This is a genomic window from Paraburkholderia sp. RL17-373-BIF-A, from assembly GCF_046030175.1.
Taxonomy (GTDB): Bacteria; Pseudomonadota; Gammaproteobacteria; order Burkholderiales; family Burkholderiaceae; genus Paraburkholderia.
Genome location: NZ_JARESO010000002.1, coordinates 175,319 through 199,739, shown reverse-complemented (window position 1 = coordinate 199,739; position 24,421 = coordinate 175,319). Strand labels below are relative to the sequence as shown.

At 63.7% G+C, this 24,421-nt stretch carries 23 protein-coding genes; 14 read left to right on the top strand and 9 right to left on the bottom strand.

The genetic code is table 11. The features are described 5' to 3' along the window. Positions 1–168: 168 nt before the first annotated feature. Positions 169–1,710: a peptide MFS transporter gene (locus P0D80_RS02880; protein WP_408281458.1), complete on the bottom strand. Its 1,542-nt coding sequence runs from the start codon at positions 1,708–1,710 to the stop codon at positions 169–171. 929 nt (positions 1,711–2,639) lie between these two features. On the opposite strand from P0D80_RS02880, the gene P0D80_RS02875 reads away from it, so the two are divergent. The 6 genes from P0D80_RS02875 (at position 2,640) to P0D80_RS02850 (ending at position 8,905) form a co-directional block, all read left to right on the top strand. Further along, positions 2,640–3,212 (top strand): helix-turn-helix domain-containing protein, encoded by a 573-nt coding sequence (locus tag P0D80_RS02875; protein ID WP_132377855.1) that lies wholly within the window; start codon positions 2,640–2,642, stop codon positions 3,210–3,212. Between the two features lie 181 nt (positions 3,213–3,393). After that, positions 3,394–5,010, top strand: coding sequence for a peptide ABC transporter substrate-binding protein (locus tag P0D80_RS02870; RefSeq protein ID WP_408281000.1), 1,617 nt, complete (start codon positions 3,394–3,396; stop codon positions 5,008–5,010). 16 nt (positions 5,011–5,026) lie between these two features. After that, complete coding sequence (locus P0D80_RS02865; RefSeq protein ID WP_408280997.1) at positions 5,027–5,965, top strand: ABC transporter permease subunit; 939 nt, start codon at positions 5,027–5,029, stop codon at positions 5,963–5,965. Between the two features lie 3 nt (positions 5,966–5,968). Further along, positions 5,969–6,883 carry an ABC transporter permease gene (locus tag P0D80_RS02860; RefSeq protein ID WP_408175037.1) on the top strand — a complete coding sequence of 305 codons (915 nt, stop codon included), beginning with the start codon at positions 5,969–5,971 and terminating at the stop codon, positions 6,881–6,883. 1 nt (position 6,884) lies between these two features. After that, positions 6,885–7,883, top strand: a complete 999-nt coding sequence (locus tag P0D80_RS02855) for an ABC transporter ATP-binding protein (protein WP_408280994.1) — start codon at positions 6,885–6,887, stop codon at positions 7,881–7,883. Further along, the gene (locus P0D80_RS02850; protein ID WP_408280991.1) at positions 7,880–8,905 is read left to right on the top strand and encodes an ABC transporter ATP-binding protein; all 1,026 of its coding nucleotides are present in this window, start codon (positions 7,880–7,882) and stop codon (positions 8,903–8,905) included. Before P0D80_RS02855 ends, P0D80_RS02850 begins: the two co-directional genes overlap by 4 nt. Positions 8,906–8,943: 38 nt before the next feature. Here P0D80_RS02850 and P0D80_RS02845 read toward each other — a convergent pair whose 3' ends face one another. Next, the gene (locus P0D80_RS02845) at positions 8,944–9,156 is read right to left on the bottom strand and encodes a hypothetical protein (RefSeq protein WP_408281478.1); all 213 of its coding nucleotides are present in this window, start codon (positions 9,154–9,156) and stop codon (positions 8,944–8,946) included. Here P0D80_RS02845 and P0D80_RS02840 point away from each other — a divergent pair. Beyond that, positions 9,090–10,670, top strand: a complete 1,581-nt coding sequence (locus tag P0D80_RS02840) for an OprD family outer membrane porin (protein ID WP_408280988.1) — start codon at positions 9,090–9,092, stop codon at positions 10,668–10,670. The two genes, P0D80_RS02845 and P0D80_RS02840, sit on opposite strands and share 67 nt — an antisense overlap. Positions 10,671–10,732: 62 nt before the next feature. Here P0D80_RS02840 and P0D80_RS02835 read toward each other — a convergent pair whose 3' ends face one another. After that, on the bottom strand, positions 10,733–11,614 hold the full coding sequence (locus tag P0D80_RS02835; protein ID WP_408249228.1) for an IclR family transcriptional regulator: 882 nt from the start codon (positions 11,612–11,614) through the stop codon (positions 10,733–10,735). A 303-nt stretch (positions 11,615–11,917) separates the two neighbouring features. Between P0D80_RS02835 and P0D80_RS02830 the strand changes: the two genes are divergently transcribed. The 7 genes from P0D80_RS02830 to P0D80_RS02800 are packed head-to-tail and all read left to right on the top strand — an operon-like array spanning position 11,918 to position 18,769. After that, positions 11,918–13,009, top strand: a complete 1,092-nt coding sequence (locus P0D80_RS02830; protein WP_408280986.1) for an ABC transporter ATP-binding protein — start codon at positions 11,918–11,920, stop codon at positions 13,007–13,009. Continuing rightward, positions 13,002–13,916, top strand: a complete 915-nt coding sequence (locus tag P0D80_RS02825; RefSeq protein WP_408175044.1) for an ABC transporter permease — start codon at positions 13,002–13,004, stop codon at positions 13,914–13,916. The genes P0D80_RS02830 and P0D80_RS02825 overlap by 8 nt, the downstream gene beginning before the upstream one ends. A gap of 37 nt (positions 13,917–13,953) precedes the next feature. Continuing rightward, on the top strand, positions 13,954–14,748 hold the full coding sequence (locus tag P0D80_RS02820; protein WP_408249223.1) for an ABC transporter permease: 795 nt from the start codon (positions 13,954–13,956) through the stop codon (positions 14,746–14,748). Continuing rightward, positions 14,748–15,140 carry a (2Fe-2S)-binding protein gene (locus P0D80_RS02815; protein WP_408280983.1) on the top strand — a complete coding sequence of 131 codons (393 nt, stop codon included), beginning with the start codon at positions 14,748–14,750 and terminating at the stop codon, positions 15,138–15,140. Before P0D80_RS02820 ends, P0D80_RS02815 begins: the two co-directional genes overlap by 1 nt. Continuing rightward, entirely contained in the window at positions 15,137–16,570 is a 1,434-nt protein-coding gene (locus P0D80_RS02810; RefSeq protein ID WP_408280980.1) for an FAD/NAD(P)-dependent oxidoreductase, read from the top strand. The genes P0D80_RS02815 and P0D80_RS02810 overlap by 4 nt, the downstream gene beginning before the upstream one ends. Continuing rightward, positions 16,563–17,690, top strand: a complete 1,128-nt coding sequence (locus tag P0D80_RS02805) for an NAD(P)/FAD-dependent oxidoreductase (RefSeq protein WP_408280978.1) — start codon at positions 16,563–16,565, stop codon at positions 17,688–17,690. Before P0D80_RS02810 ends, P0D80_RS02805 begins: the two co-directional genes overlap by 8 nt. 32 nt (positions 17,691–17,722) lie before the next feature. Next, the gene (locus P0D80_RS02800) at positions 17,723–18,769 is read left to right on the top strand and encodes an ABC transporter substrate-binding protein (protein WP_408280975.1); all 1,047 of its coding nucleotides are present in this window, start codon (positions 17,723–17,725) and stop codon (positions 18,767–18,769) included. A gap of 93 nt (positions 18,770–18,862) precedes the next feature. On the opposite strand, the gene P0D80_RS02795 is transcribed toward P0D80_RS02800, so the two are convergent. From P0D80_RS02795 to P0D80_RS02770, 6 genes are all read right to left on the bottom strand, one after another. Beyond that, a complete protein-coding gene (locus tag P0D80_RS02795; RefSeq protein WP_132377883.1) occupies positions 18,863–19,162 on the bottom strand; it encodes a hypothetical protein in 300 nt (99 codons plus the stop codon). Positions 19,163–19,231: 69 nt separating this feature from the next. Beyond that, positions 19,232–20,167, bottom strand: coding sequence for a 2-dehydropantoate 2-reductase (gene panE / locus P0D80_RS02790; protein ID WP_132377885.1), 936 nt, complete (start codon positions 20,165–20,167; stop codon positions 19,232–19,234). 213 nt (positions 20,168–20,380) lie between these two features. Beyond that, positions 20,381–21,346 carry a nucleoside hydrolase gene (locus P0D80_RS02785; RefSeq protein ID WP_408280972.1) on the bottom strand — a complete coding sequence of 322 codons (966 nt, stop codon included), beginning with the start codon at positions 21,344–21,346 and terminating at the stop codon, positions 20,381–20,383. Next, positions 21,343–21,732: a cytidine deaminase gene (locus P0D80_RS02780; RefSeq protein ID WP_408175053.1), complete on the bottom strand. Its 390-nt coding sequence runs from the start codon at positions 21,730–21,732 to the stop codon at positions 21,343–21,345. Before P0D80_RS02780 ends, P0D80_RS02785 begins: the two co-directional genes overlap by 4 nt. Before the next feature lie 15 nt (positions 21,733–21,747). After that, on the bottom strand, positions 21,748–23,025 hold the full coding sequence (locus tag P0D80_RS02775) for a NupC/NupG family nucleoside CNT transporter (protein WP_408280969.1): 1,278 nt from the start codon (positions 23,023–23,025) through the stop codon (positions 21,748–21,750). Between the two features lie 196 nt (positions 23,026–23,221). Beyond that, positions 23,222–24,409, bottom strand: a complete 1,188-nt coding sequence (locus P0D80_RS02770; RefSeq protein WP_408280966.1) for a thiolase family protein — start codon at positions 24,407–24,409, stop codon at positions 23,222–23,224. Between the last annotated feature and the right edge of the window lie 12 nt (positions 24,410–24,421).

Below are 24,421 nucleotides of genomic sequence, written 5' to 3'. Positions count from 1 at the left end.
CAATGGCAACCGTTAGCTTACCTCTGCCCGTGCTATCCGATGGCCATTCAAGCGCGTGCGCGGCGCCTCCAGATACAAAAATGGCGCGCCGTGCATTGCAAGGCGCGCCATTCAAGTTTTTGCCAGCGCGCGCCGTGACTTGCGCCGCGTTTGGCACCCGGAACGCGATTACTCCGCCACCACCCCATTCAATGCCGCGGTTTGCCGCGCGGTCGCACGCGCCTCATCGCTGCAACGTTGATGTTCGCGCGAAAGCTTGCGCATCAACGGCAGCAACAGAACCGCCACCAACGCACCCACTGCCGCGAGCCAGCCGAGGCCGGTAAACAGCTTCGTATAGAGCGGCAACGATTCGAGCGGATCCATATCGCCCGCCGGCATCTGCGCGAAATTCGCGACCACGCTGCCCAGATATTGCGACACGCCGGTCGCCACGAAGTAAGCGCCCATCATGAAACCGCTCATGCGCGCCGGTACGTAGCGCGCGATCATGGCGAGTCCCAGACCGCTCACCAGCAGTTCACCGAGCGAATACAGACCGTAGCCGCCCACCATGAACCACGACGACACGCGCCCGTTCACCGCGTACTTACCGCTCGCCGCGTAGACGAAGAAGCCGGCCGCGACCACCGCAAAACCGAACGCATACTTCACCGCCACCGGCACGTCCTTGCCGCTCTTCGCGAGCTTCGTATAAAGCAGTGCGAGCAGCGGGCTCAGCAACATGATCCAGATCGGGTTGAGCGCCTGGAACTGCGCGGCGCTCCACGTGAACAAGGTTTCGCCGAACAGCGTGAAACGCGGGTCGACGTTGCGCAGCGCGAACAGCGTGAGCGACGTCGACATCTGCACGTAGAACACGAAGAACAGGATCACTTGCGCGGTCAGGATCAGCGCGGCGACCAGCCCCGAGCGCTCCGAGCGTTCGCACTTCATCAGCATGTAGCCGAAGATCGCCAGAATCGCGACGCCCGCCGTGTATACGCAGGCCACCGCGATCGCCTTGTGCTGCAGCACGAACATGGTCGCCGCGCCGAGCGCGAGGCCACCCAGCGCGACCGCGCCGACGCGCTTCCAGCGCACCGGTTCAACGTCCGGCGCGGAGCCGATATGCGCGAGCGTGCGGAACATGATGAAGTAGTTCAGCACCGACAGCAGCATCCCCGCGCAGCAGACGGCGAAGGCCGTATGCCAGCCCCAATGGTCCTTGATCCACGGCGTGGCGAGCATCGACACCGTCGAGCCGATGTTGACCGCCATGTAGTAGATCGTGAACGCGCTGTCGATGCGCGCGTCGTCGCCTTCATAGATGCGGCGCACGAGATTCGCGGCGTTGGCCTTGAAGAGACCGTTGCCGACCACGATCACGCCGAGCGACGCGTACATATAGGCAAGCTGGTCGTTGGGCAGCGCCAGCATGAAATAGCCGACGGACAGCACGCCGGCGCCAAAGATCATCGTGCGGCGCGCGCCGAGAATCTTATCGCCGATCCAGCCGCCGATCGACGGCGACGCATACACCAGCGCCGTGAATGCGCCCCACGTGAGGGTGGCGTGGCTGTCGGTGAATTGCAGCTTGTCGATCATGAACAGCACGAGCAGCGCCGCCATGCCGTAATAGCCGAAACGCTCCCACATCTCGATCAGAAAGACCGTCGAAAACGAACGGGTCTGCGAGACGCGCGCGCTGGGCGGGTTGGATGAATTCATCATGTACCTCTTGTTCAAACGGTTGCGGCGTCGCGCGAACTGGCCGCGCGGCGCGTGAAACGGAATCTGGAAAGACAGTCGGCGAAGCGTGCGCGTCACCGGTGCGAATAGGCACCACACGGCACCGTGCGGCCACAGCGCGTAGGCGCGCTCATCCGCGCGCTAGAGCGCCAAACCAGCAGATAAACCAGGGGATGGGATCGAGGCCCGCCTCGCGAAACGCCCCGCGGGAAGTCCCCTTGAGGGAACCTGCGCCACACCGGGCTCGGACTCCGGCATGCGGAGCGGGCTCAATGATAAAGCATCGCGACGAACGGGGATTTCGGGGCCGACAGAGAGCGGCGTTGCCACGCGGTGGCAGGCGGAAAGCCCGCGGCGGGAAAAATCGGCAGTGATGGTCATGTCCTTACGCCGGCTGCCGTTCGGTTGGAACGTGCCGGACAGTGCTCCACCGCGCGGGATCGCCGCGGGCGGAATGAAAAACAGCGGCCGGGTTCGCGTGTGGTGTGCACATGCGCGCCCTTCCGCAAGCGGGGCTGATTCTGCAAACAGAAACATCCTGAGTCACTCAGGGAATTCACTGATCCGGCGTCAATAACCTGTCGTTACACGCCGTACGCCTTGGCCGCAGCGGCGCTTGCCATCGAAAATAGTCTTTTGTGTCATACGTTTAATCTTCCTGATACTCATATTGCATAACCGCGGTTAGCGGCGGGCAATACTGCAGCCGTTACTGCGTTTGTTTGCTATTTCTCGAAATAACCAGTCAATTTGGCTGGGATTAGTTTCGGTTCTGGCAACATAGAGTGTCGTCTCGAAATGTGGTCTCTCGCAGCACCGGGGCTAAAAGACCCGAAGCCCGGCCTGGACGCAATCAAACCATATTTACTTATATCAAACAAATTTTGACGGGCTAATTTCCTCCTGCTATGGTCACGACAATTCAAAAAAGCAATCCGGCACTAGAAATCGGCAGCAAGATCCGCGCACTGCGCCAACGGCTCAAGCGGACGCTGGATGACACGGCAACCGCGGCGGGGATTTCCAAGCCGTTTTTGTCGCAAGTCGAGCGCGGGCTGGCGTCACCGTCCATCACTTCGTTGGCCGGTATCGCCCACGCACTCGGGGTCACGGTGCAGTATTTCGTCGACACGCCCAGCGAAGAACGCAGCGTGAGTCGTGGCGATCAGTTGAAGTTTTTCGGTTTTGCGGACTCGGCCAACCTGTTTGCGCGGCTGACCAACGTGACGGGCGGCCGTCAGCTCGAAGCGATCCTCGTGAGGATGCCGCCCGGGCAGAAGCGCTCCGAAGTCACCACGCATGCCGGGGAAGAGTTTGTGTATGTGATCGACGGCGAAGTGTCGTTGACGCTGGAAGGCAAGACGTTCGTGTTGCACGCGGGAGACAGCGCGCATTACGAATCGACGGTGCCGCACAGCTGGGTGAACACCGCGCGCATCGAGTCGGTGGTCGTCTGGGTGGGCACACCAAGACTGTTCTAAAGAGCAGGCACCTTATCCGGTTGAGCCGGCCGGGGATTGCCTGCATTACGAAATGTAAGGAATCCTGCATGTCGCGCTACCACCACGAGCAACAAGGGCCGCCCTGGCCCGAGCAACGCAGCTAAACGGGCGCCCCGGCGCCAGCGCGTTTCTCTCTCGACCTTTCCTGCGATCTCAACCGATGAAAACCCCGTTCGTCTACGCGACGGCGCTGACTGCGCTCGTCCTCACGTTTGCCCCTTCCGCTTTCGCCATCACGGTGCCCGCGGGCGTCACGCTCGCCGCCAGCCAGGAAATGACCCGCCAGGTGCCTGGCGAAACCGAATCGCTCGACCCCGCGCATATCGAATCATGGACCGGCAATACGATCGGGCTCGACCTGTTCGAAGGCCTGACGCGCATGGATGCGAGCGGCGCAATCGTGCCGGGCGTCGCCGAATCGTGGTCGCGCACCGGGCCGAATACGTGGGTCTTCAAGCTGCGCCACGATGCGCGCTGGAGCAACGGCCAGCCGGTCACGGCGTCCGACTTCGTCTACTCGTGGCAACGCGTGCTCGATCCGAAGACGGGTTCAAAATACACGGTGCTGGTCGAATTCGTGAAGAACGCCAAGGCGATTCTCGCCGGCAAGGCGCCGCTCGCGAGCCTCGGCGTGCGCGCCGTCGATCCGTACACGCTCGAAGTCACGACCGAAGTGCCCGCCACGTTTTTCCCGCAGCTAACGGCCATGGCAACGATGACGCCGGTCAATCGCGCGGTCGTGACGAAGTTCGGCGGCGACTGGACCCGTCCGGGCAACTTTGTGGGCAACGGCCCGTATGCGCTGGCGGACTGGCAGCCAGGCAATCGCCTGGTGGCCACCAAAAGCCCGACGTACTGGAATACTGGCAAGGTCGTGATCACGAAAGTGACCTACCTGCCGATCGAGAACGACGAAACGGCGATGCGCATGTATCAGGCCGGCCAGTTCGACTACACCTACTCGGTGCCCTCGGGCATCTATGCACAGGTGAGCAAGCAGTTCGGTTCCGAGCTGAGAACCGGCCTGCAGATCGCCACGTACTATTACAGCCTGAATAACGACGACCCGGCCTTCAAGGACAAGCGCGTACGCCAGGCGCTGGCGATGGTGCTGGACCGTGACCTGCTGACCAAGCGTCTGACGGCCGACGGCGAAGTGCCGATGTACGGCCTGATCGCCAAAGGCACCGAAGGCTCGGGCGTGTTTACGCCGGAGTGGGCGAGCTGGCCGATGCCCAAGCGCATCGACTACGCGCGCAACCTGCTGAAGACCGCGGGCTATTCGGACGCGAAGCCGCTGACGTTCACGCTCACCTACAACACCAACGACCTGCACAAGAAGGTCGCGTTGTTCGCCACCTCCGAATGGCGCACCAAGCTCGGCGTGACCGCCAAGCTTGAAAACGTCGAATACAAGGTGCTGCTCAAGCAACGCCACGACGGCAAGGTGCAGGCCTCGCGCGACGGCTGGTTCGTCGACTACAACGACGCCAACTCGTTTTTCGATCTGATCCGCTGCAACAGCGTGCAGAACGACCAGCACTACTGCAACCCGCAAGTGGACAAGCTGATCGACGAAGGCAACCAGCAGCTCGACGACGCGAAGCGCACCGCGTTGTTCACGCAGGCACACGATCTGGCCATGAACGACTATCCCGTGGTATCGCTCTTCCAGTATTCGGCCGACCGGCTGGTCAAGTCGTATGTAGGCGGCTACAAACCGACCAACTACCTCGACCAGCGCGCCACGCAAGACATGTATCTGATCAAGCACTAAGCACGGGAGCACCGTCATGCTGGCCTATACGCTGCGCCGCACGCTCTGGGCGATCCCGACGATTATCGCCGTGATCACCGCGTGCTATCTGCTGCTGCATCTCACCCCGGGCGGCCCGTTCGACACCGAGAAGCAACTCTCGGCGGCCGTGCTGGCGAACCTGAACGCCAAGTATCACCTCGACGAACCGTTGTGGTTGCAGTACTTCCACTACCTCGGTTCGCTGCTGCACGGCGACCTCGGGCCGTCGTTCCGTTATGCCGACTGGTCGGTCAACGACCTGGTGTGGAAGGCGCTGCCGGTCAGCCTCGGCGTGGGCGGCGTGTCGGTGCCGATCGCGGTCGTGATCGGCGTCGCGCTCGGCACGGTGGCCGCGGTGCGGCGCGACCGTTTCGTGGATCACTTCGTGATGGTGCTCGGCAATATCGGCAACGTGGTGCCGCCCTTCGTGCTGGGTCCGGTGCTCGTGTGGATCTTCGCGATCCTGCTGAAAACTTCCGAAGGACACGGCTGGCTGCCGGCCGGCGGCTGGGGCGACGGCGAGTGGCGTTATCGCGTGCTGCCGATCGTGCTGCTCACCATCATCAACGTCGCCGCGATTGCCCGCGTGATGCGCGGCAGCATGATCGAAGTGCTGTCGGGCAACTTCATCCGCACGGCGCGCGCCAAGGGTTTGCCGGGCCGCACGATCGTCCTGCGCCACGCCATGAAGCCCGCGCTGATGCCGGTCGTCTCGCTGCTCGGCTCGATCTGCATCTCGTCGATCACCGCGGCGGTGGTCACCGAATCGGTGTTCGCGCTGCCAGGCCTCGGTCAACTGGTCGTCAACGGCGCGATCAACCGCGACTACACCCTCGTGCTCGGCCTCGTCGTGCTGACTACCGCCGTCGCTGTGCTGTTCAATCTGCTGGTCGACCTCGCGTATGCGTGGCTCGATCCGCGCATCCGGTACTGATCCATGCCCCGCTCTCTTCAATCGACTGCCGCGGCGCTCGACCCGCTCGCGGCCATCGCGAAGGCGCCGCGCTCGCGCGGCCCGCTCGCCACCGCCGCGTGGCGCTTCGTGCGCAACCGCGCCGCTTTTACCGGTTTCGTCGTGCTGATGCTGATCGTGCTCGCCTGCGTGGCGGGTCCGTGGTTCCTGCCGAACAACCCGATCGATAGCGACTGGAGCGCGATCAGCCTGCCGCCCACGCTGCAAAACATGCACTGGTTCGGCACCGACGAACTCGGCCGCGATCTGCTCGCGCGTGCGCTGCAAGGCGGGCGCGTGTCGCTCGAAGTCGGACTGCTCGGCACGCTGGTGTCGGGGCTGATCGGCGTCGCGTACGGTGCGACCGCGGGCTATCTGGGTGGACGCGTCGACGCGGTGATGATGCGTATCGTCGACATGATGTACGCGATTCCCTACATGCTGATCGCCATCCTCATGATGACGATGTTCGGCCGCGCCTTCTATCTGGTCGTGCTCACCATCAGCGCGTTTTCATGGCTCGACATGGCGCGCGTGGTGCGCGGCCAGACGCTGTCGCTGCGCTCGCGCGAATTCATCGACGCCGCGAAGGCGATCGGCGTGAGCTCGCGTTCGATCATCGCGCGTCACATCGTGCCGAATCTGTTCGGCGTGGTCGTGGTGTATGCGAGCGTGACCGTGCCGAACATCGTCCTGACGGAATCGGTGCTCTCGTTTCTCGGCCTCGGCGTTCAGGAGCCGATGACGAGCTGGGGCGTGCTGATTCAGGACGGCGCGCAGAAGCTCGAATCGATGCCCTGGCTGCTGCTGTGCCCGGCCGTGATGCTGTGCGTGACGCTGTATTGCGTGAATTTCGTCGGCGATGGTTTGCGCGACGCATTCGATCCGAAGGACCGTTGACATGCCGCTACTCGAAGTCAAAGACCTCAGCGTGCGCTTTACGCGCCGCGAAGGCGCACCCGTCGACGCGGTGCAAGGCGTGTCGTTTTCGCTCGAAGCGGGGCGCACGCTCGGCATCGTCGGCGAATCCGGCTCCGGCAAGAGCCAGACGGTGATGGCGTTGCTGGGCCTTCTGGCCGGCAACGGCAAGGTGTCGGGCGCCGCGACCTATCGCGGCGAGAACCTGCTGAGCATGAACGAAGCGGCGCTGAACAAGATTCGCGGCGACCGCATCGGCATGATCTTTCAGGACCCGATGACCTCGCTCAATCCGTTCCTGACGATCGAACGGCAGATGACCGAGACGCTGCAACTGCATCGCAAGATGTCGCGCCGCGAAGCGCGCCGCCGCGCGATCGAAACGCTCGAATCGGTGCGCATTCCCGATGCCGCACGGCGTATCAACATGTATCCACACGAGTTTTCCGGCGGCATGCGCCAACGCGTGATGATCGCGATGGCGCTGCTCTCCGAACCCGAAATTCTGATCGCCGACGAACCCACCACCGCGCTCGACGTGACCGTGCAGGCGCAGATCATCGAACTGCTGCGCGAACTGAATCGCGAACGCGGTACGGCGATCATCCTGATCACGCACGATATGGGCGTGGTGGCCGGCCTGTGCGACGACGTGATGGTGATGTACGCCGGCCAGACCGTCGAGCAGGCGAGCGCCGCCGCGCTATTCGCCGCGCCGACGCATCCGTACACGCTCGGTCTTCTGAACGCGCTGCCGCGTCTGACCGACGATGACGACGACCGTCCGCTGCAAACCATTCCGGGCAATCCGCCCCTGCCCGGCGAAGTCGGCGCGGGTTGCGCATTCGCGCCGCGTTGCGGATATTGCACCGACCGTTGCCGCGAATCGCGCCCGCCCCTTTCCGCCGCCGCGGGCCACGCCGACGCGCTGCGCGCGTGCCACCGGCCGGTCGGGGAAATTCTCGAGGCACAACACGTATGAACACCACTCCTCTGGCAAACCAGGACGCGGCCACGCTGTTGCGCGTCGACAATCTCAAGGTGCAATTCGGCGTGCCGCGTGGCGGTTATCCGTGGTCCGGTAAAGCGACGCTGCGCGCCGTGGACGGCGTGTCGTTCAACGTGCGGCGCGGCGAAACCGTGGGGCTCGTCGGCGAATCGGGTTGCGGCAAGTCGACGCTCGCGCGCGCCATCATCGGACTCGCGCCGGTAGCGAGCGGCAGCGTGCGCTGGCTCGGCGACGAAACCGTGCTGCCGGGCGCGCGCCGCGATACCTCGCGTTTGCGCCGCGACGTGCAGATGATTTTCCAGGACCCGCTCGCCTCGCTCGACCCGCGCATGACGATCGAACAGATCGTCGCCGAGCCGCTTCTCACGCATGGCCAGGACATTGCGCGTGCCGACGTGCAGCGGCGCGTGCTGACCATGCTCGAACGCGTGGGTCTCAACGCGCAGCATCTGCGCCGTTATCCGCATGAGTTTTCTGGTGGCCAGTGTCAGCGCGTCGGCATTGCGCGCGCGCTGATCGGCGAGCCGCAACTGGTGATCTGCGACGAGCCGGTGTCCGCGCTCGATGTGTCGATCCAGGCGCAGATCGTCAACCTGCTGCGCGATCTGCAACGCGAACTGTCGCTCTCACTGCTGTTCGTCGCGCACGATCTGGCCGTCGTCAAAGCGATCAGCCACCGCGTGCTGGTGATGTATCTGGGACGTGTAATGGAATTCGGCGACAAGCGCGAGGTGTACGGCACGCCCCGCCATCCGTACACGCGGGCGTTGCTCTCGGCCGTGCCGGTGCCCGATCCGGTCGTGGAGCGCGCGCGCCGTCATCTGCTGTTGCGGGGCGAGATTGCCTCGCCGCTCAGTCCCCCCTCCGGCTGCGCGTTTCGCACGCGCTGCCCGGATGCGATCGAAGCCTGTGCCCGGGAGATTCCGCAGCCCGTCACGCACGGGGCCAAGGTGACACGCGTCGCTTGCATTCGCGTGGGAGACACCGCGAAGTAAATGCCCTCGGGCAAAGCTACAGCAAAGAACCTGAGAGGCTAAACCAGAAAGTTAACCGTATTCCCGGCGCGGCGGGCCGTCGCGCCGTTGGATTCGTTCGTCCTGCCAATCGCGGGACGAACGATAAACGTGGACTGGCTAACCGCCAGCCAAAGATTCACCACAATAATCAGAGACGTACTCAATGAAAGATAGCCGATCAAAAAACCGGTCAAAAAAAACCGGAGCAGCAACCTTCTTTTACTGCGCATTCACGCTTCCAGCACTGACACTAGCCGCTAACGCGTATGCCGACGACGGCGTCACGGAGCCCACCTCCGAGGCGTCTAAAACTCAAACGCTCGCGCAAACGTTGTCGTCCCCCGCGCAACTCGCGCAGGCCACACCGACGCAGCAAAACGATACGTCCGGCAAGCGCCGCGCGGAGCAAGGCGGCCAGGTGCGCAACGATCAGCCCGACACCACCAACGCCATCGTCAACGCCGAGGCCAATCAGACGGTCACGCCGCCCGCGCCGTTGTCGAGCCAGGCGGCGAGCAAGGGTTTCATCGCCGACAGCCATCTGAATCTGCAGTTTCGCAATTACTCCGACTACTTCCAGGCGCCCAACACGATCTACCGTCACGCGTGGGTCCAAGGCGTGCAGGCCAACTACGAATCCGGCTACACGCAAGGGCTGGTCGGCTTCGGCGTCGATGCATCGCTGTTCGGCGCGCTCAAACTCGACGGTGGCAACGGCGCGGGCAACATGGTGCACGTCGGCAAGGACGGCGGCGGGTCGGAGCAGCTCGCGTGGGCTTATCCCGGCATGTACGACATCAAGGGACGCATTTCGGAAACGGTCGTGAAATACGGTTTGCAGATCGTCACCAACCCGTTCCTCGAACCGCACGACAACCGCGCGCTGCCGCCGACCTTCCTCGGCGTCTCGATGGTCAGCAACGATCTCGTGCACACCACGCTCGAGGCCGGCAGCTTCACCAAAGTCGACGCGCGCGGCCACACGAACCTGAGCAATCTCACCACCTCGTATGGCGGCACGCGGATCGATCGCCTCACGTATGTGGGCGGCACGTGGCACTACGCGAAGAACGGCGAGATGGCCCTGTATGTCGATCAGGCCGACGACGTCTGGCGTCAGTACTACGGTTCGGTCGCGCAGTCGTTCGGCGATCCGACCACCATCAAGTGGAGCGGCCTCGCCAACATCTACTCGACGCACGATACCGGCGCGTCGCGTCAGGGGCACATCAACAGCAATGCGTACAGCGTGTCGGTCTCCGCGCAGCACGGCCCGCATGCGCTGCTGCTCGGCTACCAGCAGGTACTCGGCGACCAGTTCTTCGACTACGTCAACGAGACCAACGGTATCTACCTGACCAACTCGATGGACGTGGACTACAACGCGCCGCACGAGCAATCGCTGCAATTGCGCTATACGTTCGACGGCAAATACGCCGGCGTGCCGGGGCTCAAGGCGATGTTCTGGGGGCAATACGGCTGGGGCGCGGATGCATCGGCGGGTGCGGCGGAAAACGTCTCGCCTTCCGCGCCGCTGCATGATCTGTACTGGAAGAACGGCGAGCCGGTGCATGGCCATCATCACGAGTTCGGCTTCATTCCGAGCTACACGCTGCAAAGCGGACGCTTCAAGGATACGAAGATCACGTTCATCGCGATGTGGCACAACAGCCAGTACCACTACTCGGACGGCAACAACATGGAATACCGGCTGGTGGTGAATGTGCCGGTGAAGGTGTTCTAAGCGCTTCCAGCGCGATTCGGGGCGGCGCGATTTGCGCGCTGCCTCGGTGATCGCGCTTACGCTCAGCCCGTGATCCGTTCAGTCGTCATCGCGCGCGACAAGCCGTGCATCGGCCGGCGCAACGCGACATCGAACGGATTGGTTTGCGGGCCGATCGCATCGGCCTGCCGACGCAGCAATTCGACCACCATCGGCAGACGGTCGTCGCCCAGACGCGCGGCCAGCGTGCCGACGCTCAATGCCGCCACCGCCACGCCGGTGCGATCCAGAATTGGCACCGCCACGCCCGCCATGCCGTCGAGCACGCCGCTATTGCGCCCCGCGTAGCCCAACTGGCGCACACGCTCGATCTCAGTGCGCAAATACACTTCGTCGAGCACGCCGTAGCCACGAATGCGCGGCACGTTGAAGCGGATGATCTCCTCGCGCTCGGCCTCGGGCAAAAACGCGAGAATCGCCAGACTGCCCTGCCCGACTCCCAACGCCACGCGCCCGCCGATATCGCCGGTGAACGAGCGGATCGGAAACGGCCCTTCGCAGATGTCGAGGCACACTGCGTCGAAACTGCTTTTGACGAGCAGAAAGATCGTGTCGCCCAGACTGGCGCACAAGCGCAGCAACGCGGGACGGCACAGCGTGCGCATGCCGCTCGGATTGCCGGCCTGCGCCGCGAGCGCGAAGAAATCGACACTCAGCCGGTACAGCTTGGAGTTCTCGTCCTGTTCGACGATGCCTTCCGCGATCAACGCATGCAAGATGCGATGCACGGTGCCCTGCGTCAGCCCGACTGCTTTCGCGAGACGCGTGACGCGGCCGCCATCGGGTTGCGCTTCGGACAACGCGCGGATTACCGCGAACGCACGTTCCAGCATGCCGGGGCCGGGCGCGCCGCCGGTCTCGTCGGCGGCGGCTGGGTCGGTATCTCGTTTGGCGGCAGCATTCATCTTTATGGCTCGTAAATATTTCACTGATCGGAACACTATAAAGTGTTTTATCCGCAAGTGGAATCCGGCCCGCCATCCTCTGTGTTGCCGTTGCATTAATGATTCATAGGGATTTTCCGGACGTCACGCAGCGGAACGTTTGCTATCGGATCCACCGAATACATTCCATCAAACAGAATTTTTTCAAATCTTATACCAGCAAACGGAATTTGAAATTGACTGACGGTAATTTGGCTAGCTAGAGTCGGCGTCATCGAGACAGTAGTCGATTGAACCGGTGTCGCAACATCCAAAGGCCAGACCATGTCGTTCCTTACACTCACGGACGTAACGAAATCGTTCGGCGATCTGCAGGCAGTCGCCGACGTGAACCTGTCGGTGGAAAAAGGCGAGTTCGTTTCGTTGCTCGGACCGTCCGGCTGCGGCAAGACCACCACCTTGCAGATGATCGCGGGCTTCGTCGAGACGACGCGCGGACGCATCACGCTCGATGGCCGCGACATCACGCACATGAAACCGAACAAGCGCGGTCTCGGCATCGTGTTCCAGAGCTACGCGCTGTTTCCGCACATGAGCGTCGCCGACAACGTCGGCTTCGGGCTGGAGATGCGCAACATCGACAAGGCCGAGCGCAAGGAGCGCATCCGCGAAGCGCTGGCGCTGGTGCGCCTCGACGCGCTCGCGCATCGCTTTCCGCGCGAACTCTCCGGCGGTCAACGGCAGCGTGTGGCGATTGCCCGCGCCATCGTGATCGCGCCGCCGGTGCTGCTGCTCGACGAACCGATGTCGAACCTCGACGCCAAGCTGCGCGAAGACATGCAGTTCGAACTGCGCGGCATTCAACGCAAGATCGGCACGACCACCATCATGGTGACGCACGATCAATCCGAAGCATTGTCGATCAGCGATCGCGTGGTGGTGATGGAAGCAGGCCGCATCACGCAGATCGACACGCCGTACGAAGCGTACGAGCGCCCGGAGAATCGCTTCGTCTCACAGTTCATCGGCAAGGCCAACATGCTGTCCGGCATCGTAGTGGCACGCGACGGCGACGCGATCCGCATCGACCTCGGCCACGATCTCGCCGAGACGGGGCACACGGCGCAGTTGCCGGCGCGCGAGCGCGTGGTCGGCGTCGGCGACGCGGTGACCTTGTGCATCCGCCCGGAAAAGCTGCGCCTGTGCGCACCGAACGCGGGACGTGTGCCGGCCACCGTGACGAGCCGCTTCTTCCTCGGCAGCCAATGGTTGTACCGGCTGGACAGCCGGCTCGGCGAAGTGCTGGTGTGTTGCCAGAACGAAGGCACGGAGCCGCTCGCCGAAGGCGCGGCGGTCGGCGTCGACTGGAACAGCGAGGCAATCCGCTTCATTCAACGGGACGCGCATCATGGCTAGTACGCTGCCCGCCACCGACGACCGCGACATGAAATCCGGCAACAGCCGCCGCGCGCCCTGGCATGCGTTTTTGCCGCTCTGGCTGATGTGCGCGCCGGCCTTTCTGCTGTTCGTGGCGCTCGTGCTGGTGCCGCTATTGATGACGCTAGTGCTGACGTTCTATCGCTTCGATCCGGCCAGCGGGCCGATCGCCGCATTCCAGTTCGGCAATTACGCGGAAGTGCTGAGCTCGTCGTATTACCACACCATCTTTTTGCGGACCTTCGGCATTGCGTTTCTGGTCACGCTGCTGTGTATCGTGATCGGCACGCCGGAAGCGTACGTGCTCTCTCGCATGCGCGATCCGTATCGCTCGATGTTCCTGCTGGTGATTCTCGCGCCGCTGCTGGTCTCAGTGGTAGTGCGGGCGTTCGGCTGGAGCATGCTGCTCAACACCAACGGGCTCGTGAACCAGGCCTTCGGTCTGGTCGGACTCGGGCCGTACAAACTCGAGTACACCACCTTCGCGATCGTCATTGCACTCGTTCACGTGATGCTGCCGTTCATGGTGATTCCGGTATGGACCGCCTTGCAGAAGCTCGACCCGCAAACGGAAAACGCCGCGCTTTCGCTGATGGCGTCGCCGGCCACCACCCTGCGCCGCATCGTCCTGCCGCAACTGACGCCGGGCATTCTGTCGGGCAGCCTGATGGTGTTCGGTCTGTCGGCGAGCGCCTTCGCGATTCCGGGCCTGCTCGGCGGACGACGCCTGAAAGTCGCCGCCACCGCCGTCTACGACGAATTCCTCGGCTCGCTGAACTGGCCGCTCGGCGCGACCATCGCGCTCCTCCTGCTGGTCGCGAATCTGATCGTGATGCTCACGTACTACCGGGTTCTGGAACGCAAGTACACCAGAAGCCTCGGCTAATTCATCGGCATACATTGGCTCACTCAGTGAAAACATCATGAGAAAAAACGGCCCCATCGCGCTGATTTTCCACACGCTCGTGATCGCGTTCGTGCTCGCCCCGCTCGTGATCGTCGTGCTGGTCGCCTTCACGCCCGACGAAACGCTCACGTTGCCCACGCACGGCGTCTCGCTGCGCTGGTTTCGCGCGATCCTCAATTACCCGGATTTCATCGGCGCGTTTTTCAACAGTCTGAAGCTGGCATTCGCTTCGGCGACACTGTCGCTGATCGTGGCGCTGCCCGCCGCGCTCGCCATCGGCCGCGCGCGCTTTCCGGGACGCAGCTTTCTTAACGGGCTGTTGCTGTCGCCACTCGTGATTCCCGGCCTCGTACTCGGCATCGCGCTGCTGCGCTTCTTCGCGCTGATCGGCGCGACCGGCTCGTTCGCATGGCTCGTGCTCGCGCACATGATCATCATCACGCCGTTCGTCATGCGGCTCGTGCTGGCTTCGGTGAGCGGCCTCGATCGCAGCGTCGAGCATGCCGCGCACTCGCTCGGCGCCGACCCGTGGACCACGTTTCGCCGCATCACCTTCCCGATGATTCTGCCGGGCATCACCGGCGGCTGGCTGCTGGCCTTCATCAACAGCTTCGACGAATTGACCATGTCGATCTTCGTCACCTCGCCGCAAACCGTCACGCTGCCGGTGCGCATGTACATGTACGCGACCGAATCGATCGATCCGATGATGGCTTCCGTCTCGGCGCTGGTGATCTTCATCACCGGTGGCGCGATGCTGCTGCTCGACCGCGTGTACGGCCTGAACCGCATTCTGATCGGCCAGCACTGATGTCCTCTTCCGACCACGCTCTCATGCCGTCCACCTTGCCGCCTACTCACGCTCCCGCGTCACGCCGCGAGCCGCAGTTCATCCGCGTGGCGGAAACGCGGCGCGAACCGCTGCACTTCTTTCTCGACGGCCAGGAAGTCGCCGCACTGCAAGGCGATACGCTGCTGACGGCCGTGCTGATGCAACAACGCCGCGTGCGCGAAAGCGAATTCAGCGGCGCGCCGCGCGCGGGTTTCTGCCTGATCGGCGCATGCCAGGACTGCTGGATGCGCACCGAAGACGGCAAGCGCGTGCGCGCGTGCTCAACGCTCGTGACCGAAGGCATGCGTGTGCTCACGCGACTCGCCGCGGTGGAAGCCGGCGCCGCGGATGAAACCGGAGACGCCCGATGAGCGACGAACGCCGCATCGTGATCGTCGGCGCCGGGCCGGCCGGCGTACGCGCTGCCGAGACGCTGGTCGCGGCCGGCGTGAAGCCGATCGTGATCGATGAAAACGCGCGCTGGGGCGGCCAGATTTATCGGCAACCGCCCGCCAACGGCGGCTTCGAGCGTTCGAAAAAGACGCTCTACGGTTTCGAAGCGCACAAGGCCGAAGCCCTGCATTCGACCATGGCCGCGCTTCTGCCTCATCTCGACTATCGCCCCGACACGCTTGCGTGGGCCTGCGAAGCGGGCCGCCTCGATACCTTGCATGCGGGGCGCGAACTGCGCGTGCCGTTCTCGCATCTGATCATCGCCAGCGGCGCGACCGACCGTGTGCTGCCGGTGCCGGGTTGGACCTTGCCAGGCGTCTACACGCTCGGCGCGGCCCAGGTCGCGCTGAAGGCGCAAGGCTGCGCGATCGGCCGGCGCGTCGTGCTGGCCGGCACCGGACCGCTGTTGTATCTGGTGGCGTACCAGTACGTGAAAGCCGGCGCGCAAGTCGTGGCCGTGCTCGACACGAGTCCGTTCTCGCAGCAGATCGCCGCAGCGCCGAAACTCGCGCGCCTGCCGTCTACTTTCGCGAAAGGACTGTATTACGTCGGCTGGCTGAAAACGCATGGCGCGCGGATCGAGCGCAATGTGACGCTGGTCGGCATTCGCGGCGTCGATGGTGTGCAAGCGCTCGAATGGCGCGCGTCGCGTGAAGATTCGCCGACCGAAACCATTGCATGCGACGCGGTCGGCGTGAGCTTCGGCCTGAAGCCGGAAACGCAGCTGGCCGATCTCGCGGGCTGCCGCTTCCGTTTCGACGCGACCAACCGTTGCTGGCTCCCCGAAGTGGACCCGGCGGGACGCAGTTCCGTGCGCGGCCTTTATCTCGCCGGCGACGGCGCGGGCATCGCCGGCGCGGACGCCGCCGAACTGGCCGGCCGCCGCGCCGCATTGGCCTTGCTCGACGATCTCGGCATCGCGCATCCACGCGGTCCGGGCATGCCCGACGCCGCATCGATCGAGCGCAGCCTGAAACGTATCGCGGTATTTCGCGAGGGCATCGAAACGGCGTTCGCGCCGCCGGCCAAATGCGCGTCGCAATGGCCCGACGACATGACCGTGTGCCGCTGCGAAGAGGTCGACGCGGGCACGTTGCGGCGCTGCATCCGCGACGGCGAAGCGAATGAGATCAACCGGCTGAAGGCGCTCACGCGCGTCGGCATGGGCCGCTGCCAGGGACGCATGTGCGGCGAAGCCGCGCTGACCCTGCTCGCCGAGGAAACCGGCCAATTGCTCGACGCGGTGGGCCGCCTGCGCAGCCAGCCGCCCGTCAAACCGATTCCGCTCTCGCCGGAGATGGTTGCCGACGACATCGCAGAAATTCCCGTGGAGGCGCGCGATGAGTGACACATTGCACTACGACGTCGCGATCGCGGGCGGCGGCCTGGTCGGTTCATCGGCTGCGCTGGCGTTGGCGAAACGCGGCCTGCGCGTCGGCCTGTTCGAGCGGCGCTATTGCGGCGCGCAAGCAAGCGGCGTGAACTACGGCGGCGTGCGCTGCCAGGGACGTCCTGTCGAACAGATGCCGCTCGCGATCCGCGCGCGGCGTATCTGGGACCGCTTGCCGGAGCTGATCGGCATCGACGGCGAATTCACGGTGTCCGGACACTTGCGCCTGGCGCGCAGCGAAAGCGATCTGGTCGCGCTGCAAACGTGGGCCGACATGGCGCGCGACTATGGACTGCATGCTCAACTGATCAGCGGCACGGCGTTCCGCCAACGCTATCCGTGGCTCGGGCCAGCGGCCGTCGGCGGCTCGCTGTGCGCGACGGACGGTCATGCGAATCCGCGGCTGGTGTCGCCCGCATTCGCACGAGCCGCGCGGGCCGCCGGCGCGGACGTGCGCGAGCAAACCGAACTCACCGACATTCATCACGACGGCACGCGCTTTCAACTGCGCGTCGGCGACCTGCGCATCAGCGCCGATTGGCTCATCAATTCCGCAGGCGCGTGGGCGAATACGGTGGCGGGCCACTTCGGCGAGACCGTGCCGATGAAACCGATCTACCCGAACATGTGGGTCACCGAACCGCTGCCGCTCTTCATCACGCACAACCTGGGCGTGTATGGCGGCGGCATCTACGCGCGGCAAGTGGCGCGCGGCAATTGCGTGATCGGCGGCGGACGCGGACATGGCGACGGCGAATACGGCCAGCCGTCGACGGACACCACGCGCGCCGTGATGCGCGACGCGTGCGCGCTGCTCCCGGCGTTGCGCGAGGCGCTGCTGATCCGCACATGGAGCGGCGTGGAAGGCGAAACGCCCGACAGCAATCCGATCATCGGTGCGAGCCGTACCGTGCCGCGTCTGTTGCATGCATTCGGTTTTTCAGGCGGCGGCTTCCTGCTCGCGCCGGGTGTCGGTGACGTGCTCGCCGATCTCGTCGTCGACGGCGCCACCGCCACGCCACTCGACGCTTTTTCGATTGGCCGCTTTGCTGCTGTCGCGACCTCTCCGGTCGCTTAAGTCCTCGTTTAGTGAATCTCAGGAGCCCCTCAATGAAACTGTTCAAGACGCTCGCGGCGCTGGCCGCATTGTGTGCATTCGGCGCAGCCGCGCCGGCGTGGTCGCAAAGCAAGACGATCTACATCGGCATGAACGGCGGTCCGATGGAGAAGGCCTATACGAGCCAGGTGCTGCCCGACTTCGAGAAAGCCAACAATGTGAAGGTGGTGGTGGTGCCGGGCACGTCGTCGGATATTCTCGCCAAGCTGCTCGCCAACAAGGCCAGCCCGCAGATTCACGTGGTGTTTCTCGACGACGGCGTGATGGCGCGCGCGGTCAGCATGGGCGTGTGCAAGAAGCTCGACGACGCGCCCGTTCTCAAGGAACTCTATCCGTTCGCGCGCATGAAGGACGATATGGGCGCGGGCGTGCAGCTCGGCATGACCGGCATTGCCTACAACAAGAAGCTGTTCGCTGAAAAAGGCTGGGCCCCGCCCACATCGTGGATGGATTTCGCCGATCCGAAATACAAGGGCAAGGTGGTGTTCCAGTCGGCGTCGAGCAGCACCTTCGGGCTGCACGGCTTTCTCGCCATCAACCGCTTGATGGGCGGCAGCGAACAGAACGTGGAGCCGGGCTTCACGAAATGGGCGAGCACGGTGGGACCGAACGTGGTCGAGTACGTGCCGAACTCGGCGAAGATTTCCGAAATGGTCCAGACCGGCGAAGCGGGCCTGTTCCCGTTGACGCCGACCGCCGTGGGCGATCTGGCGGACAAGGGCATTCCGGTCGGCTATGTGAATCCGAAGGAAGGTCCAGTGCTGTTGCTGGTCGACCTGTGCGTGGTCAACAACAACCCCGATCCGCAACTGGCGCAGAAGCTCGCGCAATTCCTGTTGTCCGCGCCGGCGCAAACCAGGGCCGCCGAGGCCGGCCGCCAGATTCCCACCAACCATCTCGCGAAGATGACGCCGCCCATGCAGCAGAGCCTCGGTAACGTGGACGATCTGGTGCGCAAGGTGACGGTGGTGGATTGGGATACGATCAACGCGCACCGCGCGCAGTGGGATACGCGCTGGAACCGGCAGATCGAGCGTTAAGCGCTGAATGGTTGCGCTTCAACGAAAACGCGCGCCTTGCAAAGCTGCAAGGCGCGCGTTTTTTGTGCGTGAGCGTCGCGTTGCGTGGTTGCGCTAGAAGATCACCGACATCGCCACCGCAAGCCAGATTCCCACCACGCCGACAAGAAACAGATGCCGCGCAATGCGAATCCGGCTATCGCTGGATTCGGGCTCGACGGGACTCGTCGCGACCCACGGCACGAGTCCGAGGCAGCCGAAACCGATGAGCGCGGACACGAAGACGAAGACGTCGGCAACTCGCCATGTGGTCGGTTCATACAAACCCCAGTAGCCGAGAAAGACGATGCCGATCGAGAAGATCGTGGCCGAAGCGGCACTGAGTGCGGGCACTGATCCGATTGGACTCGGCATGCTTCACCTCTGATCGTTAGGCTGTTTTGGCCATGCCAGCGGAGTCCCGATTCGTGCCCGTGGTATCGCTCAGGACGTGCGGGCCTGCCTCGCTTCGTACGTCTTCAGATGACTATAGGCGATGCGCAGCAACGACAAGCCGTGCTCGCCCTTTTGCGCGTCGCCGCCGCGCGAAATCAGATCGCCGAGAATGTGATCCGCCTCGGTATGCGAGTGGTTTTCCACGTCCCGCAACATGGAAGCGGTGAGCGGCGATGGCGTGAAGAGCGTTTGCGTGGCGCGTGCGTCGAAGTCCGGGCCCATCGTGAAACCGTTGTGCTCCGCCACCGCGCGGCATTCGCCCAACAGATTCTCGATCACGCGCTTGCCGTCCGGCGCAGCCAGAATATCGCCCACCGAACCGCGCATCAAGCACGTGCCGGCCGCCAATGTGGCCAGGAACACCCACTTCTCCCACATGCGCAGCAATATGTTGTCGCTGACCAGCGCGTCGAAATTCGCGCCGGCCATCGCGTCGGCGATCGCCTGGACACGCTCCGACGTGCCGCCGGCCGGTTCGCCGAAAGTGATCGCGTGGGTGTCGTTCAGATGCACGATGTGCTGCTCGGCATTGAGCGTGGCGGCAATCACGCATTGCCCGCCCAGCACGCGCGCGGCGCCGAACTTTTCGTTGAGCACGTCGATATGGCGCATGCCGTTGAGCATCGGCAGAATCAGCGTCGACTCGCCGACCAGCGGCGCGAAGGAATCGATGGCGTCGTCGAGACTGAAGGCTTTGCAGCTCAGCAGTACCAGATCGAACGGCTCGGCGCTGACGCCGGCGAGAATCGTTTGCGGATCGGGCAGCTTGAGATCGCCGCGCACGCTGCTGATGACGAGTCCGTCACGCTTGAGCTTTTCCGCCCGGCCGGGACGCACGAGGAAGGTCACGTCCTGGCCCGCCGCTGCGAGACGCCCGCCGAAGTAGCCGCCCACGGCGCCCGCCCCTACTACTAGAATTCGCATCTTTGGCCTCTTGATAGATTTCGGTCACGCACCGGCGTCCATGAGCCACGGCTTCAGGAGGCGCTTATGCAGTGCGTGTGCAGAAATGTAGCAAAGATTGAAGATCGGCACCGGCCAGGATTGCCGTGGTCCGGCGTGTTGCATTGCACAGCGGCTTACGTCAGATCAATCCGCGCCTGCCGCATGTGAGTCTGTCATACGACCGCGTCATTCTCAAAGCGTGCCGCAAATGGTGCGCTCGTAAAGCGCCAGCATGCCCGGCACATCCACCTTGACACATACTTTGCAGTCGGGGCGGCTATCCCAGGCAGGCGCGGGCACGGGCATGGCCGACGGCTTCTGGATGGTTTGGCCGACCGCGATGCCCTCCGTCAACACGCGCACGGGACCACTGCGTGTCGTATAGAGTTGCGGCGCCAGCACATAGGCCACCGCCGACGAATCGTGCACGTAGATGCCCTCAAGCTGCGCGCTTTGCTCGTGGAACGCCTCGTAGTGCCGCGACACTTCCCACACGAACTGACCGGCCGCGCCGCCGCGCTCGCGCAGCGACGCCAGATACTGGTGGCTCATGATGGTGCGCTGCGTAACGTCTAGCCCGACGATCGCAACCGGCCACGCCGCGCCGAACACGATATCGGCGGCATCCGGGTCGCCCAGGATATTGGCTTCCGCCGCGGGCGTGACGTTGCCGAGCACGCCGTCCGTGCCGAACGCGCCGCCCATGATCACCACCTGCTTGACGAGGGAGGCGATCTGCGGATCGTCGGCAAGCGCGAGCGCAAGGTTCGTGAGCGGGCCCACGGCAAGCAGCGTCACTTCGCCAGGATGCGCGCGCACCGTCTCGATGATGAAGCGATGCGCGGGGCGCGCATCGAGCGCGGCCGCGTCCGTTGTATCCAACGCGATATTGCCGACCCCGTTGTCGCCGTGAATCCACGCGAGCGGTTCAGGCGCGCTGCGCTCGAGCGGAGCCGCCGCACCCTGCGCGACCGGCACGCCGGCGGCGAACCGTCCGGCGAGAACGCGCGCGTTGCGCGTGGTCGTTTCGATCGTCGCGTTGCCGAATACGCTCGTCAGACCGAGCAGTTCGATATCCGGATGCAGCGCCTGAAACACGAGCGCCATTGCATCGTCCACACCTGGGTCGGTGTCGTAGATGACCTTGTGCTTGCTCATAGATAGAACGCATCCGGCAATTGTTCGCGCGCGGTGGTGTCGCGCGTGGCGCCATGCAGATTGCCGAGGCGAATCGGCAATTCAGGGCCGCCCAGTTCGATGATCACCTGGCGGCACGCGCCGCATGGCGCGATCGGGCCGTCCGTATCGCCGATCACCGCAAGCGCGGCGAACTGGTCACGCCGATAACCCGCCGCAATGGCGCTGAAAAACGCGGTACGTTCCGCACAATTGCACAAACCGTAAGAGGCGTTCTCGACGTTGCAGCCGTCGAACACCCGGCCGTCTTTGGTCAGCAGCGCCGCGCCGACCTTGAATTTCGAATAAGGCGCATAGGCCTTTTCTCGCGCGACGCCCGCGCGTTCCAACAGTTGTTCCATATTCATCCAGCAATCCTCGATTCAATTCAGCGTAATGAACATGCCCGCAATCGTGGCGCTCATCAGGTTCGAGAGCGTCGCGGCAAGCACGACACGCAGGCCGTAACGCGCGACTTCGGCACGGCGTCCCGGCGCGACGGCGCTAAAGCCGCCCGTTAGCACCGCGATCGACGAAAAGTTCGCGAAGCCGCACAACGCAAACGACAGGATAGCAATGGTACGCGGATCGAGCGCCTGCAGGCCGGCCGCGGTCACGCTCGCGGCGTCTTTCAGATAGGGCGACAGCGACGCATACGCGACGAACTCGTTGAGAATGACCTTCTGGCCGAGGAAATTGCCGGCGATCGTGGCCTCGTTCCACGGCACGCCGATCAGATAGGCGAGCGGCGCGAAGATGACGCCAAGCACCGATTGCATCGACAGTTGCGGATGGCCGAACCAGCCGCCCACGCCGCCCACGATCCCGTTGAGTAAGGCAATCAACCCGACGAACGCGATCAGCATCGCGCCGACCATCACCGCGATTTTCAGGCCCACGGTCGCGCCGGAACTCGCGGCCTCGATGATATTGGCGGGACGCTTCTCGTCGAAGTTGAGGTTGTCCATATGTACCCGGCTCGGTTCGGTGGACGGATGAATGATCTTCGCGAACAGCAAGCCGCCCGGTACCGCCATGAACGACGCCGCCAGCAGATACTCGATGCGCACGCCGAGCCCCGCATAGCCCGCCAGCACCGACCCGGCGACGGCCGCCATGCCGCTCGACATCACCGCGAACAATTCAGCGCCGGTCATGTCGCGCGTAAACGGTTTGACCACGGCGGGCATTTCGCTTTGACCCAGAAAGATCGTGGTGACCGCGGAGAACGATTCGAGCTTCGACACGCCGAGCAGCTTCTGAAATACCGTGCCGAGCACGATCACGATCCAGCGCATCACGCCGAGGTAGTACAGCACGGAGATCAACGCCGTGACGAAGATGATGGCCGGCAACACGCGCACGGCGAACACGAAACCGCCGTCGCCGAAGACCTGGAACATCTTCGCTTGCACGAGGCCGCCGAACAGGAACTCGATGCCCGCGTTGCCGTAGCCGAGCACGTTATTGACGGCGGACGCCGCGCCCGAAAGTATCGACTTGCCGACCGGCACGAACAGAATGAATGCGCCGATACCGATCTGCGCCAGCAGCGCGCTGATTACAGTCCGTAAGCGGATAGCGCGCCGGTTGGTGGAAAAGATCAACGCGATGAATAGCAGTACGGCAATACCGAGGATATTTCGAGCGATCAGTGCCATGTCTCGTGATGTTCTTGTGAAAATGGCATTGATGCTAAACGAAACTGATGCCGGAACAAAAACTTTAAATATGGGACGGCACTCTAGTGCCGAAGAATGCATCACGGTTGATGCGAGACGCATCTGCGAAACTTCGACAAGGGTGCGTCGACATGTATTTCGCATGCCGACGCACCCTGCAGCTATCGACTCAAAGTCACAGCATTTCCAATGCCAGCGCGATGCCTTGGCCACCGCCAATACAAAGCGTCACGATGCCGCGTTTGAGGCCGTCGCGCCGCATCGAATGAAGCAGGCGTGTCGTCAGCACGGCACCGGTCGCGCCGATCGGATGGCCATGCGCGATCGCGCCGCCTTGCACGTTGATCAGTTCGTCCGCAATGCCGAGTTTGCGCGCGACCGCGATCGGCACGGCGGCAAACGCCTCATTGATTTCGAAGCGCTCGACATCGCGCAATTGCCAACCGGCTCGCGCCAACGCCATCTCCACGGCCGGCACGGGACCGAGGCCGAACATGCCGGGCTCGACCGCGGCAACGCCATAAGACACGAGACGCGCGAACGGCGCGATACCGTGTGCTTCCGCGAAACCACGGTCGGCCACGAGCATTGCGGCCGCGCCACTGTTCAATCCGGGCGCATTGCCTGCGGTGATCGTGCCGTCGGGACGAAATGCCGGACGTAGTTTGGCCAGCGTTTCCACGGTGGTGTCGGGACGCGGCTGTTCATCGCGTGTGAAGTGCTGCGGGCCTTTGCGCCCTGCTATTTCCACGCCAACCAGTTCGGCGTCGAAATCGCCGCGCGCCTGGGCTTCGCTAAATCGCTGCTGCGAACGCGCGGCCCAACGGTCCTGAGTTTCGCGCGTGATGTCGAATTGCGCGACGAGATCTTCGGTGTGCCAGCCGGAATGCTCGCCGGAAAACGCGTCGTTCAGGCCATCGCGCAACAGGCTGTCGTGGATCTGCGCGTTGCCCATGCGGTAGCCCCAACGGCCGCCGTCGAGCAGATACGGCGCGCGGTCCATGTTTTCCATGCCGCCCGCCACGGCCGCATCGCCGAGACCTAGCAGGATTTCCTGGGCCGCCGATGCGATTGCCTGCGCGCCCGAGCCGCACACGCGATTGACCGTCAATGCCGGCACGGCCACCGGCACACCGCCGCCGATCGATGCCTGGCGCGCGGGATTCATCTTGTTGCCGGCCTGGATCACATTGCCCATCACGACCGACGCCAACTCAGCCGCGTCGAGCCCGCTGCGGCGCAACGTCTCACGCACGGCGACCGCGCCGATTTCGGTTGCCGGCACGTCCTTCAACGATCCGCCGAATGCGCCGATCGGCGTTCTCACCGGATTGCAGATCACTACTTCTCGCTGGTTCGCCATCATTTCTCTCCA

Excerpts from the sequence above, each read along its gene's own strand:
- P0D80_RS02820 (WP_408249223.1), top strand. The coding sequence starts at position 13,954 with ATGAGAAAAAACGGCCCCATCGCGCTGATTTTCCACACGCTCGTGATC.
- P0D80_RS02780 (WP_408175053.1), bottom strand. The coding sequence starts at position 21,732 with ATGAATATGGAACAACTGTTGGAACGCGCGGGCGTCGCGCGAGAAAAG.
- P0D80_RS02770 (WP_408280966.1), bottom strand. The coding sequence starts at position 24,409 with ATGGCGAACCAGCGAGAAGTAGTGATCTGCAATCCGGTGAGAACGCCG.
- P0D80_RS02835 (WP_408249228.1), bottom strand. The coding sequence starts at position 11,614 with ATGAATGCTGCCGCCAAACGAGATACCGACCCAGCCGCCGCCGACGAG.
- P0D80_RS02825 (WP_408175044.1), top strand. The coding sequence starts at position 13,002 with ATGGCTAGTACGCTGCCCGCCACCGACGACCGCGACATGAAATCCGGC.
- P0D80_RS02800 (WP_408280975.1), top strand. The coding sequence starts at position 17,723 with ATGAAACTGTTCAAGACGCTCGCGGCGCTGGCCGCATTGTGTGCATTC.
- P0D80_RS02850 (WP_408280991.1), top strand. The coding sequence starts at position 7,880 with ATGAACACCACTCCTCTGGCAAACCAGGACGCGGCCACGCTGTTGCGC.
- P0D80_RS02810 (WP_408280980.1), top strand. The coding sequence starts at position 15,137 with ATGAGCGACGAACGCCGCATCGTGATCGTCGGCGCCGGGCCGGCCGGC.
- P0D80_RS02815 (WP_408280983.1), top strand. The coding sequence starts at position 14,748 with ATGTCCTCTTCCGACCACGCTCTCATGCCGTCCACCTTGCCGCCTACT.
- P0D80_RS02865 (WP_408280997.1), top strand. The coding sequence starts at position 5,027 with ATGCTGGCCTATACGCTGCGCCGCACGCTCTGGGCGATCCCGACGATT.
- P0D80_RS02845 (WP_408281478.1), bottom strand. The coding sequence starts at position 9,156 with ATGCGCAGTAAAAGAAGGTTGCTGCTCCGGTTTTTTTTGACCGGTTTT.
- P0D80_RS02840 (WP_408280988.1), top strand. The coding sequence starts at position 9,090 with ATGAAAGATAGCCGATCAAAAAACCGGTCAAAAAAAACCGGAGCAGCA.
- P0D80_RS02880 (WP_408281458.1), bottom strand. The coding sequence starts at position 1,710 with ATGAATTCATCCAACCCGCCCAGCGCGCGCGTCTCGCAGACCCGTTCG.
- P0D80_RS02875 (WP_132377855.1), top strand. The coding sequence starts at position 2,640 with ATGGTCACGACAATTCAAAAAAGCAATCCGGCACTAGAAATCGGCAGC.
- P0D80_RS02860 (WP_408175037.1), top strand. The coding sequence starts at position 5,969 with ATGCCCCGCTCTCTTCAATCGACTGCCGCGGCGCTCGACCCGCTCGCG.
- panE (WP_132377885.1), bottom strand. The coding sequence starts at position 20,167 with ATGCGAATTCTAGTAGTAGGGGCGGGCGCCGTGGGCGGCTACTTCGGC.
- P0D80_RS02855 (WP_408280994.1), top strand. The coding sequence starts at position 6,885 with ATGCCGCTACTCGAAGTCAAAGACCTCAGCGTGCGCTTTACGCGCCGC.
- P0D80_RS02775 (WP_408280969.1), bottom strand. The coding sequence starts at position 23,025 with ATGGCACTGATCGCTCGAAATATCCTCGGTATTGCCGTACTGCTATTC.
- P0D80_RS02805 (WP_408280978.1), top strand. The coding sequence starts at position 16,563 with ATGAGTGACACATTGCACTACGACGTCGCGATCGCGGGCGGCGGCCTG.
- P0D80_RS02785 (WP_408280972.1), bottom strand. The coding sequence starts at position 21,346 with ATGAGCAAGCACAAGGTCATCTACGACACCGACCCAGGTGTGGACGAT.
- P0D80_RS02870 (WP_408281000.1), top strand. The coding sequence starts at position 3,394 with ATGAAAACCCCGTTCGTCTACGCGACGGCGCTGACTGCGCTCGTCCTC.
- P0D80_RS02830 (WP_408280986.1), top strand. The coding sequence starts at position 11,918 with ATGTCGTTCCTTACACTCACGGACGTAACGAAATCGTTCGGCGATCTG.
- P0D80_RS02795 (WP_132377883.1), bottom strand. The coding sequence starts at position 19,162 with ATGCCGAGTCCAATCGGATCAGTGCCCGCACTCAGTGCCGCTTCGGCC.